The organism is Paludisphaera borealis, assembly GCF_001956985.1.
GTDB classification, from domain to species: Bacteria; Planctomycetota; Planctomycetia; order Isosphaerales; family Isosphaeraceae; genus Paludisphaera; species Paludisphaera borealis.
In genome coordinates, this window is record NZ_CP019082.1 from 3084521 (window position 1) to 3099863 (window position 15343).

Consider the following 15343-nt stretch of genomic DNA (forward strand, 5'->3'; position numbering starts at 1 on the left):
CGCGTCGTCATAAAAGGACGACCCCTGCATCGGGAACGGAGATGCTCTGCGCCAGACCGGGGAAAACCGTCGTCAAACACAGCACAGACACCCCAAACTAACAAGAAAGAGGATCTCGGCAGAAACCTCCCATCAATTTAGAGTGGATGTTGTTTTCGTCAGCCGCCTTCCCCGATACAATATCCCGGAAAGCGATGGGAGCGTCAGGCAGGTCGAAACCCATCAAAGGTGATCCTCTCTTAGGCGACCACCCGACATTTCCCCACGCTGAAGCGGGAGGGAACAGGCCATGATGACGCTGTCGGATCGTGAGATCGGCGACGATCTCACGAGGGCGTTGGAGAAAGCGCAAGAGGGCGATGAAACGGCTTGGGAGACGCTGTTTCGGGAATGTTATCCCAAGGTGCGTCGGGTCGTGCGACGCAAACTCGACCGATCGATGAGGTCGCTCTACGATTCCACGGATTTCGCGAGCGACGTGATGAAGAGCCTGGCCGCGAATCTGAACCAACTCAACTTTCCGACAGTCGAACATTTGATCGCGTTTCTGATTCACGTGGCGGAGCAGAAGGTGATCGACGAGCACCGTCGCCGCCACACCTTGAAGCGGGACGTGACGCGTGAGCGTCCCATGTTCGGCGTCGAAGCCGACGCGGCGCCGGTCCAGATCGCATCCGACGAGCCCACGGCCAGCCAACTCGCGCAGGCGAACGAGACCGAGGAGCTACTGCTCGATCGCCAGAGCGAGACCGAGAAAGCCATCATCCGGCTGCGCCGGGAAGGTCACGACAACGGCGCCATCGCCGATCAGACCGGCTGGAACATTCGGAAAGTGCAACGGTTCTTGAAAGACCTCCACGATTCCGTGATCGGATCGGGAAGCTGAACATGACGGTTCCTCTTCGCAGCGACCCGCCCGACGAGGGGAACAATCGGGTCGATCAGGCGGTCCGCCTGTACGAACAGCAGTTTCAACGTCAGGGCGACATCGACCTGAAGCGTTACTGGGCCGATCGAACGCGCCGGGAACCGCTCGACGACGAGCTGGCGTTGGATTGCCTCAGCGGCCTGATCAAGTCCGATCTGCGACGTCGTTTCGAACGCGGCGAGACCCCGGCGGTCGCCAGCTATCTCGACGCGTTCCCGCAGCTGCACCAGGCGGACAGCCGGATGCTCAGCCTGATTTACGAGGAGTATTGTCTCCGGGAGGAACACGGCGACGTCGTCGACGTCGACTCGTTCTGCAATCGTTACCCCGACTGGAAGGATTCGCTCGCGTCCCAGCTCCAGTACCATCACCTGCTCAGCAAGGCCGCCGGTCTCCCCGCGCCGAAGCCTCGATTCCCCGAGGCCGGCGAGCACTTCGAAGAGTTCGCCCTCGGGGCCCAAATCGGTAAGGGGGGATACTCGCGGGTGTTCGTCGCCAACGACCTCTCGCTCGGCGGCAAGCGGGTCGTTCTCAAGGTCTCTGTCGACCGCGGGCAAGAGGCCGAGACCCAGGGCGCTCTCGATCACCCGCACATCGTCCCGGTCAACGCCGTCGTCTTCCAGCCGGACAACGGGCTGCGCGGCCTCTCCATGCCGTTGCGACCGGGATTGCCGCTGGACGACGTGATCCGCCGCATCCGCGAAGGGGGCCGTCAGCCTCGCTCCGCCCGCGACCTGTGGGACGCGCTGGCTCAGGGGATCGACCGCGACTTGTTCGAGGTCTCGAAGGACGATCTCGCCGGGCCGTCCGGCGACGGCTGGCGAGGGTTTCCGGTCCTCGGTTCGTACGCCCAGGGGGTGGCGTGGATCGGCCTGATCCTGGCCAGCGCCCTCGACTACGCCCACGGCCGCCACACCTACCACCGCGACGTCAAGCCGGGCAACGTCTTGCTCACCCTCCAGCACGGCCCGCAACTGCTGGACTTCAACCTGGCGCAGTCTCCGCATTCGCCCCAAGAGGCGGCGGCGACCCTCGGCGGCACGCTCCCGTACATGGCCCCCGAGCAGATCGAGGCGTTTCTCGTTCCCGAGCTGTGGGGCGACGTCGGGGCGCTCGCCGACGTCTACTCGCTCGGCCTGGTGCTTCACGAGCTGCTCACGGGCCAGCCCCCCGAGCTGCCCAACGCCGCATTGCCCCCCGGCCGCGCCATGCGCGACTTGCTCGACCGCCGCGCCACCCTGTCGACCGACGTCCGCCGCCACAACGCCCGCGTCCCCTACGCCCTCGAAGCCATCGTCAAGAAATGCCTACGCCTTGATCCCAAAGATCGCTACGCCAGCGGCAAGATGCTCGCCGAGGACCTGGAGGACTTCCTCCAGCGCCGGCCTCTCCGCCACGCCGAGAATCCATCGCGGACCGAGCAGTGGTTCGACTGGGCGGCCCGCAATCGTCGCGTGCTGATCGCCAACGCGTTTTACCTTGGCGTTCTCGGGCTGCTCTCGCCGTTGCTCGTGCAGTTGCTCGCGCAGCAGGCCTCCCGCTGGTTCCAGCCGGCCTTGAAGCAGCGTCCCGAGTTTCAGCAGGCCGTCGACGCCGTCGACCGGCGCGACTACCACCGCGCCGTCGAGTTGCTCTTGAAGCTCGTCGAAGAGTATCCCAGGGCGCCTCTTCCCCGCGTCTACCTGGGCATCGCCTTCTCCCATGCGAACCGGCTCCCCGAAGATCCGGCGCTCGTCTCGTACGGGCACGCCATGGCCTTGCCCGACGCCGAGGCTGAGTTGAAGTCGTGGGCCCACGAACATCCCCCATTCATCGAGCATCTCCGCTGGTTCGGCACGAACAGCCTGGAGAAGACCCGGGAACTCGTCAACGTCACGCGTCCGCCCGACGGCGAGCCGGCCCCCGCGGACGGACAGTCCATGGAAAAGACGATCCACCACATCTTCGAACTGGTGGACCACGCCCTCCGCAACGCGTTGGAGGCCGATCCGACGTCCAAGGAGACGATCCAAGGCCTGGCGACGGTCGCCGAGTACAAGAAAGACTACGAGACTGCGCACAGGCGACTCACCGAACTGCTGGCACTCTCTCAGAAGCAGAACAGCGACGTCCTCCCAGCCGAACTTTCCACCTGGCGGCTGCAACGGTCGCGGGTGGCGACGCTTCGCGCCAAGGACCTGATCGTCTTGGACTGCGACCGCGATCGCCGACAAGCCCTGGACCTCGCCGACGAGGCCGTCTCCGACCTGGATCTCTGCGCCCGCTCCGTCGCCGACTTTCAAAGGCAGTATTATTTCGGCTTTCGGGCCGAGACCTTGCTGGCCCGGGGCGAGATCCGATGCCGCCTCGGCATGGAACAGCCCGCCCAGTCCGATTCTCGGGAAGCCAAACTGGCCCTGGAAAAGTGGCTCGGTCTCGCCAGGTCGAGCGGTAATCCCGTGTCCGCCTCCGTCGAGGAAGCCTATCGCGTCCGCCTCCGCAATCTCCGAAGGCTCGCGACGGTCGAGAACCGCGTCGTCAACGACCCTTCCTCGCAACTCGAACCCCCGAAGCTCACCGAATGACCGATCTTATCACGCAGGTCTGGATGGCCCTTCGGGACGCCGGGATGCCCGAAGTCATGCTCTACCTGCCCGACGGCTCCGCCTACCGTTGCCACTGGGACGACACTGCGCAGCTCGGCGACACCCGCGTCGCGCTCCTGGCCGACCAGGACCGCAAGATCGTCCGGCTCATGCCCGTGCAGGAGTGCCAGGGGATCGGCGTCGCCAGCCCCAAGGGGGTCGACCCGATGGGATATCGCTCGGTCGTCCGGGGCAAGCTCGTCGAGCGCTTCGGCGAAACCGACCGTCAAGAAGACGCGGGGGGCTCGGGAAGCGACCTGGGATGAAACCGGGCGTGGACCTCGCGCAGCCGACTCAGTTCCACGCGCGTGTAAATCTGCGTCGTGGCGATCGACGTATGCCCGAGCATCTCCTGAACCGCGCGAAGGTCGGCGCCCCCGGCCAGAAGATGCGTGGCGAAGCTGTGCCGCAAGGTGTGCGGGCTCACGTCGCCGTGCAGGCCGGCGGCGAGCGCATGCTGCTTGACGATCCGCCACAGACCGATTCGCGACAACGGACGGCCCCCCCTCGTGACGAAGACGGTCGATGTGTCGGGATGGCGGGCGATCATGGCCGGTCGATCGGATTGAAGGTACGTCGCGAGAGCCTGCTGGGCCCGCGACCCGATCGGCACCCATCGCTCCTTGTTCCCCTTGCCGACGCAGCGCGCCAGGCCGCCCCGCAGATCGACGTCGCCCGGCCGCAGGCCGACCACTTCCGACGCCCGGCACCCGGTCGCATAGAGCGTCTCCAGCGCCGCGCGATCGCGACGCCCCAGCCTCGTGCTCTCGCTTGGCGCGCTCAGAAGCCGCTCGACGGCGGTAGGGCCAAGCACGACCGGCAACCGGTCCCACAGCGCGGGCGCGACCAGCAGCTTGGCCGTGTTGTCGGTCAGCTTGCCTTCGAGCACGAGGTAGCGGAAGAACGTCGACAAGCTCGCCAGGTGCCGCGCCACGCTGCTCGGCGCGAGGCCGGACGAAACCAGTTCGTCGACGAATCCGCTCAACACCCCGATCTGGATGTCGCCGAGAGGCCCCGGCGCATGGGTCTTGCGCCAGCCAAGGAACCTCATCAGGTCCGATCGATACGCCGCCAGCGTGTGCGGCGACGATCCGCACTCCGCCATGAGATAGTGCAGAAACGGCCCCACCGGGTCCTGATTCCGTCGCGGTCGGTAATCGGCCTTTGACATGAGCCCCAAGAAAACGCAGGAGAACCCGTTCGAGAACGGCTCGAATTCTATCGCCGCCTTCCTTACGAAGATCGGCAGGCGGGGGAGCCGACTTCAAGAACGAATCGTCGCGTCGCCTCGGCGGAGCTTAGAGACCCCGACTCCAGCCTTCCACCAGATTCTCTTTCTCGACCAGTTCGCGCAGTTTCTTCAGGGCGGACTCCTGGATCTGGCGGACGCGTTCCTTGGACACTTCCAGGATTCTGCCGACCTGACTGAGGGAGAGTCGCTCTCCGCCCCCTAGCCCGAAGCGAAGTGAGAGAACCTGCTGCTCGCGAGGGCGAAGGCCGTCCATCAGCTTCCTGATTCCCTCGTCGTCGGTTTGATCAGCGCCAGAGTCGGCGGTGCCGAGGATCTGCATCAAATTGAAGGTTGAATCGTGGTCGAACGAGGCGTCCAAAGAGACCGTCGGGCGAGTCGCCGAATGGATGCGTTGGAGCGTATCGCTGCTGTTCGGCGGTTCGGCGACAGTGTCGCCGGCTCCGCGAGGAAGGTCGAGTTGTTCCTGACTCTGCGCGAGCTGCCGCAGGTGCCTGGGGGTCAATCGTACGGGATAAGCGCCGGAAGCCACGGCGCTCTGCATCGACTGGCGAATCCACCAGGTCGCGTAGGTCGCAAGCTTCGTCTGGTGCGTCATGTCGAAGCGGTCGATGGCCGCGAGCAACCCGCAGAACCCTTCCTGGACCAGGTCGGCATAGGGGATGCCGCGATCGCGGAACTGTTTTGCGACGTGGGCGACCAGCCGCACGTTGGCCATTGCCAACGTGTCGCGCAGCTCCGCATAGCGATGATGCACGGCCCCCAGCCTCGCCTCGTTCCGACCGTTCCCGGCATAGGCCCGCGCGATGAACTGGGCCTGGGCTTGGGGGTCGGCGGCGGCGGCAGGGGCATCGAAGCCTTGAATCGAAGCCAGGGCGGCAGCCAGCTTCAGCTTGCAAGTCGTTAGCTCTTGCAAGAGCGCGCGCTCATCGTGCTCGGTCAGTACAACCGTGTCCGCGCTAGCGAGGCTGACGACATCGATCGATCGACTACGGGTGTGCATTTCAAAGCCTCCTCAAAGTCGTGCAAGTCGAGCACTCAGGCCTCGTCTCGCGTCCGTTCCAAAGCCGCTTCCGACCAATGGCTTCGAGCAAACTCGAGGAGGTGGGCCATCCGCTCGGCGTAGGCGGCGTAGGGCAGCTTCGACCGCAAAACGGCGCCGAGTGCCCGCCCGCCTACGATCACCGCCGCGCCCACGGCGACCGCAGCTTCGTGAAAACGGACGAAGTCGCGGGCGAAGAGCGTTTCATCCATGACGAAGTTGATGGAGAGATAGACGATCTTCGGCCGATACGCGATCGCCGCGTTCGCCAGCGATCGCAGGGGAAGATTGGCGCCCAGGTTCCGGACCTGCCAGCCCTGCTCGCGCAGCAGAAGCTCCGCCAGCAAGCACGAGAGCACATAGGGATCGCCTTCAGGTGTCGCTCCGATGGCCAGCGGCCCCGACGCCGGCCGCCCCGCCTGCACCGCGATCAGTTCGTGCAACGCACCGGCCATGGATTGAGAAGCTTGGTGCTCCTCAAAGACATCGATAGCCCCGATCAGCCAGCCGTGGCCGATCTGCTCCATGACGGGTCGGACCAAGTCGTCGGCCAACGTCTCAGCAGGACACCCCTGGAGACTCAAAGTCTTCACCAAATCCTGAGCTGCTCGACTTTCGCCCTGACGTAACAACTTCACAAGCAATTCGCACGACCGCTCGTCAACTCTCGACGACACAGCTCGAACGCCGGCCTCGCCGCCGCGAGCCAGCCGTCGGGCCATTCGATCCACCTCGGAAATGGCGACCTGCCGATGCCCCCCTTGGGTCCTCACAGCCTGGAGTGTTCCCGAATCGACCCAACGCTTCACCGTGCTTACGCTGACCTGGAGCCGCTCCGCGACCTCGTGTGTACGCAAAAGAGAATCGAGCGGCTTCATAAAGAGACTCCGGTAGAGAAACGGCTTGGACGATTTCATTGTAGAAATCCGTCCACAAAAAGAAAGAGCCAAGCCCTCAGGAAACCCTAAACGCATTCCCGAACCCCATATTACACAACGTATTCCATAAACTGTCGAATCTCTACAACCACAACGCCATGGACGAATTCATAAATCGTCGTGACCGATTTCCGACCACCCCCGTGCCAGTCAGCGTTGGTCATGCGGATTGCACTCTTGGAAGCGAATTCGCGGAGTGTTAGCCTGTGAGCCAGTGAAAGAGAATCGAGCCGCTCGGCCGGCGATCGGGACTTCGGGGCCGGATGCGCGAGGCCTAGCTCGACGGCGCGGCGGCGATCGAAAGGGTCTACGGGAATGTCCGAAGCATTAAGCGCCGACCATAAGGGACGGCTGATCCGTCTGCTCCAGCGCGACGCCCTGCGGCTTGGCCAGTTCACACTGGCGAGCGGCCGAAGCTCGCACTATTACATCGACGGACGCAAGGTCACGCTTGGAGCGGAAGGGGCGCGGCTGATCGGCCAAGGCGTGTTGGGACTGCTCGCAGCTCATCGCGACGTCGTGGCGGTCGGCGGCCTGACGATGGGAGCCGACCCGATCGTCGGTGCCGCCCTGGCCCTAGCGCCGGAGCACGGGCGCGGCGAGCTTCGCGGATTCCTGGTCCGGAAGCAGACGAAAGGACACGGGACGGGCAACCTGGTCGAAGGCCCCCTGGAACCCGGTTCGACCGTCGCCGTCGTTGACGACGTGGCCACGACCGGAGGCTCCTCGCTCTTGGCCGTCGACGCCGTCGAGGCGCTTGGCTGCAAGGTGGCCGTCGTGATCGCCGTGCTCGATCGACTTGAAGGCGCGGCCGAGAACTTCGCTGCTCGGGGCCTTGAATTCCACAGCCTGCTCACGATTCGCGACCTGGGCGTCGAACCGCTCGGCCCCGCCTGACGCGCCGGAATTGGATCAAGGATGATCAAACGATGGAAACCAGCCTGCATCGAGGGCTTAAGGACCACTACGGCCTCGGCCGCGGAGGTCGTTGCGAAGTCGCGGTGGCCGGCTACCGCATTGACGCCGTGGACGAAGGCGGGACGCTTATCGAGGTCCAATCAGGCCCCCTCGGCGCTCTCAAGTCCAAGCTGCGCAAGCTTTTACCAGACCATCGGGTCTGCGTCGTCAAACCGGTCGTGGTGCGCAGAAAGCTGGTCCGCTGCGACCGCGTGGACGGCCCGGAGCGGTCGATCCGTCAGAGCCCGAAGCGCGGCTCGCTGGTCGACGTCTTCGACGATCTCGTCGGCGTCGCCTCGTTCCTGCCAGACAAGAACCTGAGCGTCGAATTGCTGGGGGTGTCGATCGAGGAAGTGCGGGTGACGCGGCGGCGACGACCGGGCTACCGCGTAGTCGATCGTCGACTCGATTGCATCCTGGAGACGCTGCGACTGAACGAACCGGACGATCTCTGGGAACTACTTCCGGCCGGCTTGCCCGACTCGGAGCCGTTCACGACGCGCGATCTGGCTAGAAAGCTGGCCAGACCGCTTCCGTTCGCGCAGCGGGTCGCTTATTGCTTACGCCTTTCGGGCGCGGTCCGCCCCATCGGAAAGGTCGGCAACAGTCATCTTTACAAAGCCGAAACGTCACTTATTCACTCATTGTAGAGGGTGCGTGCAAGGACGCTCGACCGGGACCATCCACGATCAGATTTCCGGATTCGCCACGGCGAGTGGGCCGACGAGGGCGGCAGGCGCGACGGCCTGCGACGTGGTTCCGGCAATCCGGCTGCCGTTGTAGAGAAGCACCAGGTTCATTCGAGCCCGGTCCCACATCTGGGCCTCGAGCTGATCCAGGCGCTGTAGGACGGATCGCGTTGCGGCGACGTCCGTGCGAACGATCGAAGTAGGATTCATAAGCTTGACCCGCGTTGCTGAGTCTCGTCCAGGGCTCTCTGGGGAAGCCGAACTCGTCATGCCGTGGTTCACATCCCATGTGGGGAAGAGACTTCCCGACCAAGCCATGAATCACGAGATTCGGTGAGAGTCGGTCGAAAGAGAAAACGACCTTGTGTTCAGAAATTCGATGGGAAATCGTTCATTCGACGTTTCGGGGAGGAGAATGAACCATCGTTTGCATAATCTCGATGCAGCAGGTCCTGGCTATTGAGCAGAACTCGACATGCGTCGAAAGTGATGTGAGCGGCCTTGCCTCAGTGCGAAGCGAAGTAGCGAGTGGGGTCAACAGTTTGCGAAAAGGGGTCGATTCGGCGGCGTGACACAAGCATCGCTGCACCTCCTTGCTTCGCGAAAAAGCAAGATTTCCATCTTTGTCTTGGCAACATTGAGGGCGAGAGCTTTGCTGTCGAAGGTCATTGTCATAAATCCAGACGGAAAACCACTTGAATCCGCGACATGAGAGGAAGACCGGCTCGTTCTTCGGAAAACCCATTGGAAGGCGTATCAGCCTTCAGCAAAGATTGTGCCCAAAATCGACCGTCCGCGTCCGCCTGCAATCGAAGTCTGGTAAAAAAACAAAAAGCCCCGATCGGACTCCAGGGGTCCGAGCAGGGCTGCCATAGCCGATGCGTTACCCAGCCTGTCGTGGACGAGCAACGACATTTCACAGGCTACTAGCTCAAAATGCACTTGTCAATTAAAAAGACCATGAAGTTTCGGCCCATCTCCAATGTTTTCGCATGATCCGAGACGCGGCGTCGCGGCGACCTCGAGTGGCTTCCCGGCAAGGGCCTGCCGCGTGGAGGGGTTCATCCGTATAATGGAGGCAGGTGTGTTTCCAGCGGGCCAGCGCGGCGGGGTGCCTTGTCCATGAGTCTCGTCAACGACCCGGTCGGTCTTGAGGCAGCCCTCCATGAGCGCTTCGGGCTCCAGCAATTCCGGCCCGGCCAGCGCGAGGTGATCGAGCAGGTCTTGGGCGGTCGCGACGTCCTCTGCGTCATGCCCACCGGAGGAGGCAAGAGCCTCTGCTATCAACTGCCGGCCGTGGTGTCGCCCGGCGTGACCCTGGTCGTCAGCCCGCTCATCGCCCTGATGAAGGATCAGGTCGACGCGCTCAACCAGCGCGGCATCCACGCCACGCTGCTCAACAGCACGCTCGACCTTGGCGAACAGCGGCAGCGCATGGCCGAGATCGAGGCCGGGATCTACGACCTGGTGTACGTCGCGCCCGAGCGGTTCCGCAGTTCGCGATTCACGTCCATGATGGCCCGGCTCCAGCCCGCGCTCATGGCCATCGACGAGGCGCATTGCATCAGCCAGTGGGGGCACGATTTCCGGCCCGACTACGCGCGGCTGGGCGAGGCCCGCCGCCAGCTCGGTTCACCCCCTTGCATCGCCTTGACGGCCACCGCCACCGACAACGTCCGCCGCGACATCGCCGCCCAGCTCGACCTCCGCGACCCCGGGTTCTTCATCACCGGGTTCGACCGTCCCAACCTGCGATACGCCGTCGCCAAGACCGCGCGCGACGAGGCGAAGCTCGAAGAGCTGCGCCGGGTCCTCGAACGCAATCCAGGACCCTCGGTCATCTACGCGTCAAGCCGCGCCCGCTGCGAGATGGTGGCCGACTACGTCGCCAAGCAGTTGCGCCGCGAGGTGGTCGTCTACCACGCGGGCCTCGAACGCGAGGCGAGGAACAGCTCGCAGGAATCGTTCATGCACGGCGACGCCGACGTCGTCGTCGCCACCAACGCCTTCGGCATGGGCGTGGACAAGGCCGACATCCGCTCGGTCGTCCACTTCAACATGCCCGGCACCCTTGAGGCCTACTACCAGGAGGCCGGCCGCGCGGGCCGCGACGGCCTGCCTTCGACCTGCGTGCTGCTGTTCTCGGCCGGTGATCGGCGGCTTCAGGAAATGTTCATCGACAATGAGTATCCGCCGATCTCGGCGGTCCACCAGGTCTATGAATTCCTCCGCCGCCGCGACGACGACCCGATCCAGATGACCCACGCCGAGATCCGCGAGGAGTCGGGCGTCAACCTCAACGAGTCGGCCGTGGGCGCGATCCTCAAGATCCTCGACGCCAGCGGCGCGATCGAAAAGTTCGCCCCGCGCGAGAACATGGCGATCGTCCGGTTCAACGTCGATTCCGAAGAGAATCTCGCCGGCCTGGCCGATCAGCTCGGCCCCCAGGCGCATGTGCGCCGGGCCGTCCTCGCGGGCCTGGAGGCGATGAGCCGAGGTCGCGTGGGAGAGCCCTGCTACTTCCGGCCCGACGAGATCGCCACCGCCCTGGGCCTGGATCGAACCGCATTGAACCGGGCGATCAAGTCGCTGGTCGCCGAGCTGCCGATCGACTACATCCCGCCGTTCCGCGGCACGGCGATCCGCGTCGTCGACCGGGCCCGCAAGGCCCGCAACGTCGAAATCGACTTTACGAAGCTCGAAAAGCGAAAGCGGCACGAGTACGACAAGCTCGACCGGATGACCCAGTACGCGCTCAGCACCATCTGCCGGCGATCGCTGATCCTCAGCTACTTCGGCGAGAAGGCCAGCCTGTCGGAACGTTGCGACGGCTGCGACAACTGCAACGCCGACCTCGATGGCTCGTCCTCCCGGTCGTCCGCAACGCCCATCGACACGCAAGAGAGCCGCGAGGTGATCCAGAAGATCCTCTCGGGCGTCGCCCGGGCGAAAGGACGGTTCGGCAAGACGACCGTCGCCCAGATGCTCGCCGGCTCCGACTCCGAGCGGATGACGCGCGGCGGCCTCCACCAACTGAGCACTTTCGGCATCCTCAAACACAGCGGCCTCACCCACAAGGAGATCGCCGACGTCGTCGAAGCGCTGAGCGCCGTCGGTCTGATCGAGAGCCAGGCCGTCGACCGCTTCAAGCCGGTGATCGCGCTCAGCGAAGCAGGCTGGGAATGGCTCCGCGACCGCGAAGCGCCCGGCCTCGTCCTAGGACTTCCGGCCGAGGTCGCGCATAAGCTCCGTCGCCGCGATACGTCCACGCCGAGCAGCGCGTCCGAAACCGACGATCTCGCCGGCGATCCGCTCTGGGAGCGCCTCAAGTCGCTTCGTCAGCAGTGGGCCCGCGAGCTGAAGCAGCCCGCCTATTGCATCTTCTCGAATCAAACGATGGAGGCCCTGGTCCGCCAGCGGCCGACCTCGCCCGCCGATCTCGCCGACGTCAAGGGGCTCGGCCGCGCCCGCATCGAACGCTACGGCGCCCCCCTGCTGGAGGCGATCGCCGGCCATCCGGTCACGTCGCCGATCACGACCAATCCCCGGTCCGTGACCGTCGCCCCGCGCGACCTCGAAAAGTCCGAAGCCCCCCCGGCCGCCGCCACGATCGCGCCTCCGGAACCGCCGCCCCGGCCGGCTCCCGCGCCGACGCCGACGCCAACTGTCGCGCCCACGCAAGCGCCGGCTTCGGAGCACGTCTCGACCGAGGAGTGGACCTGGCGGCTGCTCGACCGTGGGTTCAACATCGACGAAGCGTCGGCGATCCGCGGCCTCGATCCGGCGGTGGTCATTCGGCACCTGACCTGGATGGTCCGTCGCGACCGTCGACTGGCGGTCGAATCCTTCCTACCACCCGAGACGATCGCCGCGTGGGACGCCTGGTCGACCTCGCATCCCGCTGGCGAGCCCCCCGCCGAGCCCGCCGCCTCGGTCTCGCTCTGGCCCCTCTTCCGCGCCTGCCGGACCGGTCACTGAGTCCGCGCTTCCCGCGTCGGCGCGCTCAGAACCGGACGACCCAGCGATAGACGGCGTACAGGCAGACCGCCACGCCGACGAGCAGCCACCACGGCTTCCGATACGGCTCGTCCTCCCTGGACAGGAATGCCGCGCACGCGGGGCACCGTTCCGAATCATCGTAGATCGGCCGTCGGCAGTACGGGCAGGGCGTCGTGACGTCCTCGTCGTCACCAGGAGCCTCCTCGACCTCGTCAGCCGGGTCCCACCCGCCCTCATCGTCATCGCTCCATCGCGGCATATCGCGTCCCCATCCTCGCGACAAAGTTCACGTCACGCTCCCGAAACCCGAGAAGTCGAGCTTACGACGATCCAGTCTGGTTGGGACACGGCTTTTGGTCACGACGCCGTTCGTGGCTCTGGATCATCGCGATCGCCCCATCACGGGGAGTCCTGGCGACGCCGCCGATGCCTCCGCGACACATGCTCCCACGTTTGGATGAAACCGTGCCACGGCGACTCACAAGATCGGGGCTCAAGCTATACAAGTTGGTGCAGTGAGCAGACCACTCATGTTCGTCAGTCATGCACCAACATAGGGGATCTCTTAGATGAAATTGCACTTCGCCCCCGTCTTGCGCGTCGCCGCCATCGTCGCCGGAACCGTCCTGAGTTCGCAGTCGGCGTTCGCCGGCATCGACGTGACGATCGAAGCCGCCGGCGTTCAGTCGTCGCAGCAGGCCAACATTATCACTGAGACGTTTAACTCACAGGCTACCGGGGTGCTCAACGCGCCTTTGGTGACGTCGATCGGAACCTACACCGCGACCGCCGACTCGTCTATCATCCTCTCTGCTGATCAGTACGGCGGCGCCAACGGCACCCAGTACATCTCGGTTGGCTCACAGGCCGGAGGACCTGGCGGCTCGATGGTCCTGAGCCTGAACGGACCCGCCGATTATTTCGGCCTGTGGTGGTCGGCGGTGGACTCCCAGAACAAGCTCCAGCTTTACAGCGGCGGCGTCGGCGGGACTCTCCTGGGCACCTACACGAGTGCCGATCTTCCTGCTTTCAGCGCCGGTTACTTCGGTAATCCGAACCCGCCCGCGGACCGCAACACGGGCGAGCCTTACGCATACGTCAATTTCTTCGGCACGGCCGGCACGACCTTCGACACGATCGTCTTCAGCAACTCGAACGCCACCGGCTTCGAGTCGGACAACCACAGCATCCACAGCGTTCCCGAACCCTCGGCCTTGTTGATGGGCGGTGCCGCCTCGGTCATCGGACTGGCCGTGGCTCGTCGTCGTCGCCGCGACGCCTGAAGCCGAGTCGATGACTCCGATCGGCTCTCAAACTCGATGTGGATTGCACCTAAGAAGAATCGACGCTTTGTGATCTCCAGAGATCTGGATAGAAAGAGCCATGGTGGGAGCCCAGGCGCCGCGGACATCCGAAGTCCGAGGCGCCTGTCGGCGTTGATCGATGGGCCGGTGCGCAAACGACGATCGCGACGCGACCGGATGATTCAGGGAGCGAGCTGAAGGAACTGCTTGAGCTCGGCTAGCTCCGCCCGTTTCAGTTCGTCATCGCCCCGGGCTTCGCGGATGATCCGAATATCGCCTTCGCGACACGCCCGGCGGACGAGGTCGAGCAGGGTTCCTTCTTCTCCCACCAGCTCGCGATACGCTCGGGCCGACGCGAGATCGGCGATCACGACCCGACCGAGCAAACGGCGCTGCGTCTCTTCGTCGAAGTCGACGCTGACGGCCTTCATCTCGTACCCGTCTGGGAAGATCCGGGCGCCGTCGAAGTCCCAGCGGACCTGGCCGGAGTCGGCGATCGCGCCGTTGGTCTCGGCTTCGACGATCTTGCCGGGGAGACGGACCGTGAATGCGAATACAGGGCCCGGCGGCGCGAAAATTCCCGGGAAACCATACAGACCGGTCATCCGCAAGAGGAGCGGCCCGAGCTTGGTTTTGATTTCCTTTTCATGGGCCTTCGTGAACGTCGCCCAGGCGTCGTAGTGCGGAGGCGACCAGGCGCTCTCGAGAATTGCTTGCACCTCGTCTTCGGAAAGCGGCTGGCCGTCGCGACGCTTGAAGTTCTGGCTGATCACGCCGCGCGCGAACGCCTTGATCCGCCGCATCCCCTCGTCACTTTCGACCAGACTCCCCTTCTCATCGAACAGATCGACGCCCAGGCGCTGAAGGACCCCCGCGAACCGAACCTTCATCTCGCGCTCTTTTTCGGGCTCGGCCTCGTGCTTCGCCAGCATCTCGTAATAGGCGAGGGTCGCGTCGTCGAGGAACCGACGGCCTCGAGTCCGGACGTCGGCGACGACTTTGGCGACGTCGTAACGATCGCCGTAGACCTGTTCAATCCCCTCGCAGAGCATCGGGATGCCGACCTCCAGAAACTCGCCGCGCGCCTTGAGGAAGCTCTCGCGGGTGACGATGTTCGTGATCGTCTCGCGCCAGCGATGCTCGACGACGAACCCCAGATCCTTCCGTTCGTACGATCGGCTCAGTTCGCTGGCCCCGACGTCGGGATACGACGCCTCGCGCTTGAGGAAGTGCGCGGGGATGTCGGCCGGGCTGCGAAAACCGCCGTGCGCGTGGAAATACGCACGGTCGCCGGGCTGCTGATTTCCCGCCGAGAACGCCGGGGGGATGAGGACGTCCGACACGCCTTTCCAGCGCGCGTTCCAGGCCGGCGCGAGGGCGTCGTCGGGGAGCATCTCTCCCTTCGGCTGCCAGATCAGACGGTCGCATGATCCATCCGATCGGATCACGGTCTCGACCTGAACGAACGCGGGACCGCCACATCCAGAGGCCAGAATCATCGACCCGACGACCAGAACGGCCCGCATGGTGAAACGACACATGGCGACCTCCAATGCATCGAAGACCCGTGCCCCTGACGAACGCCGCGCGAGATGAGAACGGTTCCCACCCCG

At 64.4% G+C, this 15343-nt stretch carries 12 protein-coding genes; 7 read left to right on the top strand and 5 right to left on the bottom strand.

Translation table 11 applies throughout. From position 1 onward, the window contains the following. Nucleotides 1-289 precede the first annotated feature (289 nt). The 3 genes from BSF38_RS11920 to BSF38_RS11930 are packed head-to-tail and all read left to right on the top strand — an operon-like array spanning nucleotide 290 to nucleotide 3818. The gene (locus BSF38_RS11920) at nucleotides 290-886 is read left to right on the top strand and encodes an RNA polymerase sigma factor (protein WP_076345857.1); all 597 of its coding nucleotides are present in this window, start codon (nucleotides 290-292) and stop codon (nucleotides 884-886) included. 2 nt (nucleotides 887-888) lie between these two features. Next, nucleotides 889-3492, top strand: coding sequence for a serine/threonine-protein kinase (locus BSF38_RS11925; RefSeq protein ID WP_076345859.1), 2604 nt, complete (start codon nucleotides 889-891; stop codon nucleotides 3490-3492). Then, nucleotides 3489-3818, top strand: a complete 330-nt coding sequence (locus BSF38_RS11930; RefSeq protein ID WP_076345861.1) for a hypothetical protein — start codon at nucleotides 3489-3491, stop codon at nucleotides 3816-3818. The genes BSF38_RS11925 and BSF38_RS11930 overlap by 4 nt, the downstream gene beginning before the upstream one ends. Here the strand turns inward: BSF38_RS11930 and BSF38_RS11935 are convergent. The 3 genes from BSF38_RS11935 to BSF38_RS11945 form a co-directional block, all read right to left on the bottom strand. Further along, complete coding sequence (locus tag BSF38_RS11935) at nucleotides 3779-4723, bottom strand: site-specific tyrosine recombinase (protein WP_076345863.1); 945 nt, start codon at nucleotides 4721-4723, stop codon at nucleotides 3779-3781. The genes BSF38_RS11930 and BSF38_RS11935 overlap by 40 nt on opposite strands. A 127-nt stretch (nucleotides 4724-4850) precedes the next feature. Further along, nucleotides 4851-5804 (bottom strand): sigma-70 family RNA polymerase sigma factor, encoded by a 954-nt coding sequence (locus BSF38_RS11940; RefSeq protein WP_076345865.1) that lies wholly within the window; start codon nucleotides 5802-5804, stop codon nucleotides 4851-4853. Between the two features lie 35 nt (nucleotides 5805-5839). After that, a complete protein-coding gene (locus BSF38_RS11945) occupies nucleotides 5840-6760 on the bottom strand; it encodes an excisionase family DNA-binding protein (protein WP_076345867.1) in 921 nt (306 codons plus the stop codon). Nucleotides 6761-7096: 336 nt separating this feature from the next. Between BSF38_RS11945 and pyrE the strand changes: the two genes are divergently transcribed. The 3 genes from pyrE (at nucleotide 7097) to BSF38_RS11965 (ending at nucleotide 12405) form a co-directional block, all read left to right on the top strand. Beyond that, a complete protein-coding gene (gene pyrE, locus BSF38_RS11950; protein ID WP_076345869.1) occupies nucleotides 7097-7678 on the top strand; it encodes an orotate phosphoribosyltransferase in 582 nt (193 codons plus the stop codon). 32 nt (nucleotides 7679-7710) lie between these two features. Beyond that, nucleotides 7711-8388, top strand: a complete 678-nt coding sequence (locus BSF38_RS11955) for a DUF8091 domain-containing protein (protein WP_076345871.1) — start codon at nucleotides 7711-7713, stop codon at nucleotides 8386-8388. Nucleotides 8389-9549: 1161 nt separating this feature from the next. After that, the gene (locus tag BSF38_RS11965; protein ID WP_076345875.1) at nucleotides 9550-12405 is read left to right on the top strand and encodes an ATP-dependent DNA helicase RecQ; all 2856 of its coding nucleotides are present in this window, start codon (nucleotides 9550-9552) and stop codon (nucleotides 12403-12405) included. Between the two features lie 25 nt (nucleotides 12406-12430). Here BSF38_RS11965 and BSF38_RS11970 read toward each other — a convergent pair whose 3' ends face one another. Then, nucleotides 12431-12685 (bottom strand): hypothetical protein, encoded by a 255-nt coding sequence (locus BSF38_RS11970; RefSeq protein WP_076345877.1) that lies wholly within the window; start codon nucleotides 12683-12685, stop codon nucleotides 12431-12433. A gap of 310 nt (nucleotides 12686-12995) precedes the next feature. Between BSF38_RS11970 and BSF38_RS11975 the strand changes: the two genes are divergently transcribed. Then, nucleotides 12996-13709 (top strand): Npun_F0296 family exosortase-dependent surface protein, encoded by a 714-nt coding sequence (locus BSF38_RS11975; RefSeq protein WP_076345879.1) that lies wholly within the window; start codon nucleotides 12996-12998, stop codon nucleotides 13707-13709. A gap of 203 nt (nucleotides 13710-13912) precedes the next feature. Here the strand turns inward: BSF38_RS11975 and BSF38_RS11980 are convergent, their stop codons facing one another. Next, nucleotides 13913-15271: a hypothetical protein gene (locus tag BSF38_RS11980; protein ID WP_145952085.1), complete on the bottom strand. Its 1359-nt coding sequence runs from the start codon at nucleotides 15269-15271 to the stop codon at nucleotides 13913-13915. Nucleotides 15272-15343 lie beyond the last annotated feature (72 nt).

Excerpts from the sequence above, each read along its gene's own strand:
- BSF38_RS11920 (WP_076345857.1), top strand. The coding sequence starts at position 290 with ATGATGACGCTGTCGGATCGTGAGATCGGCGACGATCTCACGAGGGCG.
- BSF38_RS11925 (WP_076345859.1), top strand. The coding sequence starts at position 889 with ATGACGGTTCCTCTTCGCAGCGACCCGCCCGACGAGGGGAACAATCGG.
- BSF38_RS11930 (WP_076345861.1), top strand. The coding sequence starts at position 3,489 with ATGACCGATCTTATCACGCAGGTCTGGATGGCCCTTCGGGACGCCGGG.
- BSF38_RS11935 (WP_076345863.1), bottom strand. The coding sequence starts at position 4,723 with ATGTCAAAGGCCGATTACCGACCGCGACGGAATCAGGACCCGGTGGGG.
- BSF38_RS11940 (WP_076345865.1), bottom strand. The coding sequence starts at position 5,804 with ATGCACACCCGTAGTCGATCGATCGATGTCGTCAGCCTCGCTAGCGCG.
- BSF38_RS11945 (WP_076345867.1), bottom strand. The coding sequence starts at position 6,760 with ATGAAATCGTCCAAGCCGTTTCTCTACCGGAGTCTCTTTATGAAGCCG.
- pyrE (WP_076345869.1), top strand. The coding sequence starts at position 7,097 with ATGTCCGAAGCATTAAGCGCCGACCATAAGGGACGGCTGATCCGTCTG.
- BSF38_RS11955 (WP_076345871.1), top strand. The coding sequence starts at position 7,711 with ATGGAAACCAGCCTGCATCGAGGGCTTAAGGACCACTACGGCCTCGGC.
- BSF38_RS11965 (WP_076345875.1), top strand. The coding sequence starts at position 9,550 with ATGAGTCTCGTCAACGACCCGGTCGGTCTTGAGGCAGCCCTCCATGAG.
- BSF38_RS11970 (WP_076345877.1), bottom strand. The coding sequence starts at position 12,685 with ATGCCGCGATGGAGCGATGACGATGAGGGCGGGTGGGACCCGGCTGAC.
- BSF38_RS11975 (WP_076345879.1), top strand. The coding sequence starts at position 12,996 with ATGAAATTGCACTTCGCCCCCGTCTTGCGCGTCGCCGCCATCGTCGCC.
- BSF38_RS11980 (WP_145952085.1), bottom strand. The coding sequence starts at position 15,271 with ATGTGTCGTTTCACCATGCGGGCCGTTCTGGTCGTCGGGTCGATGATT.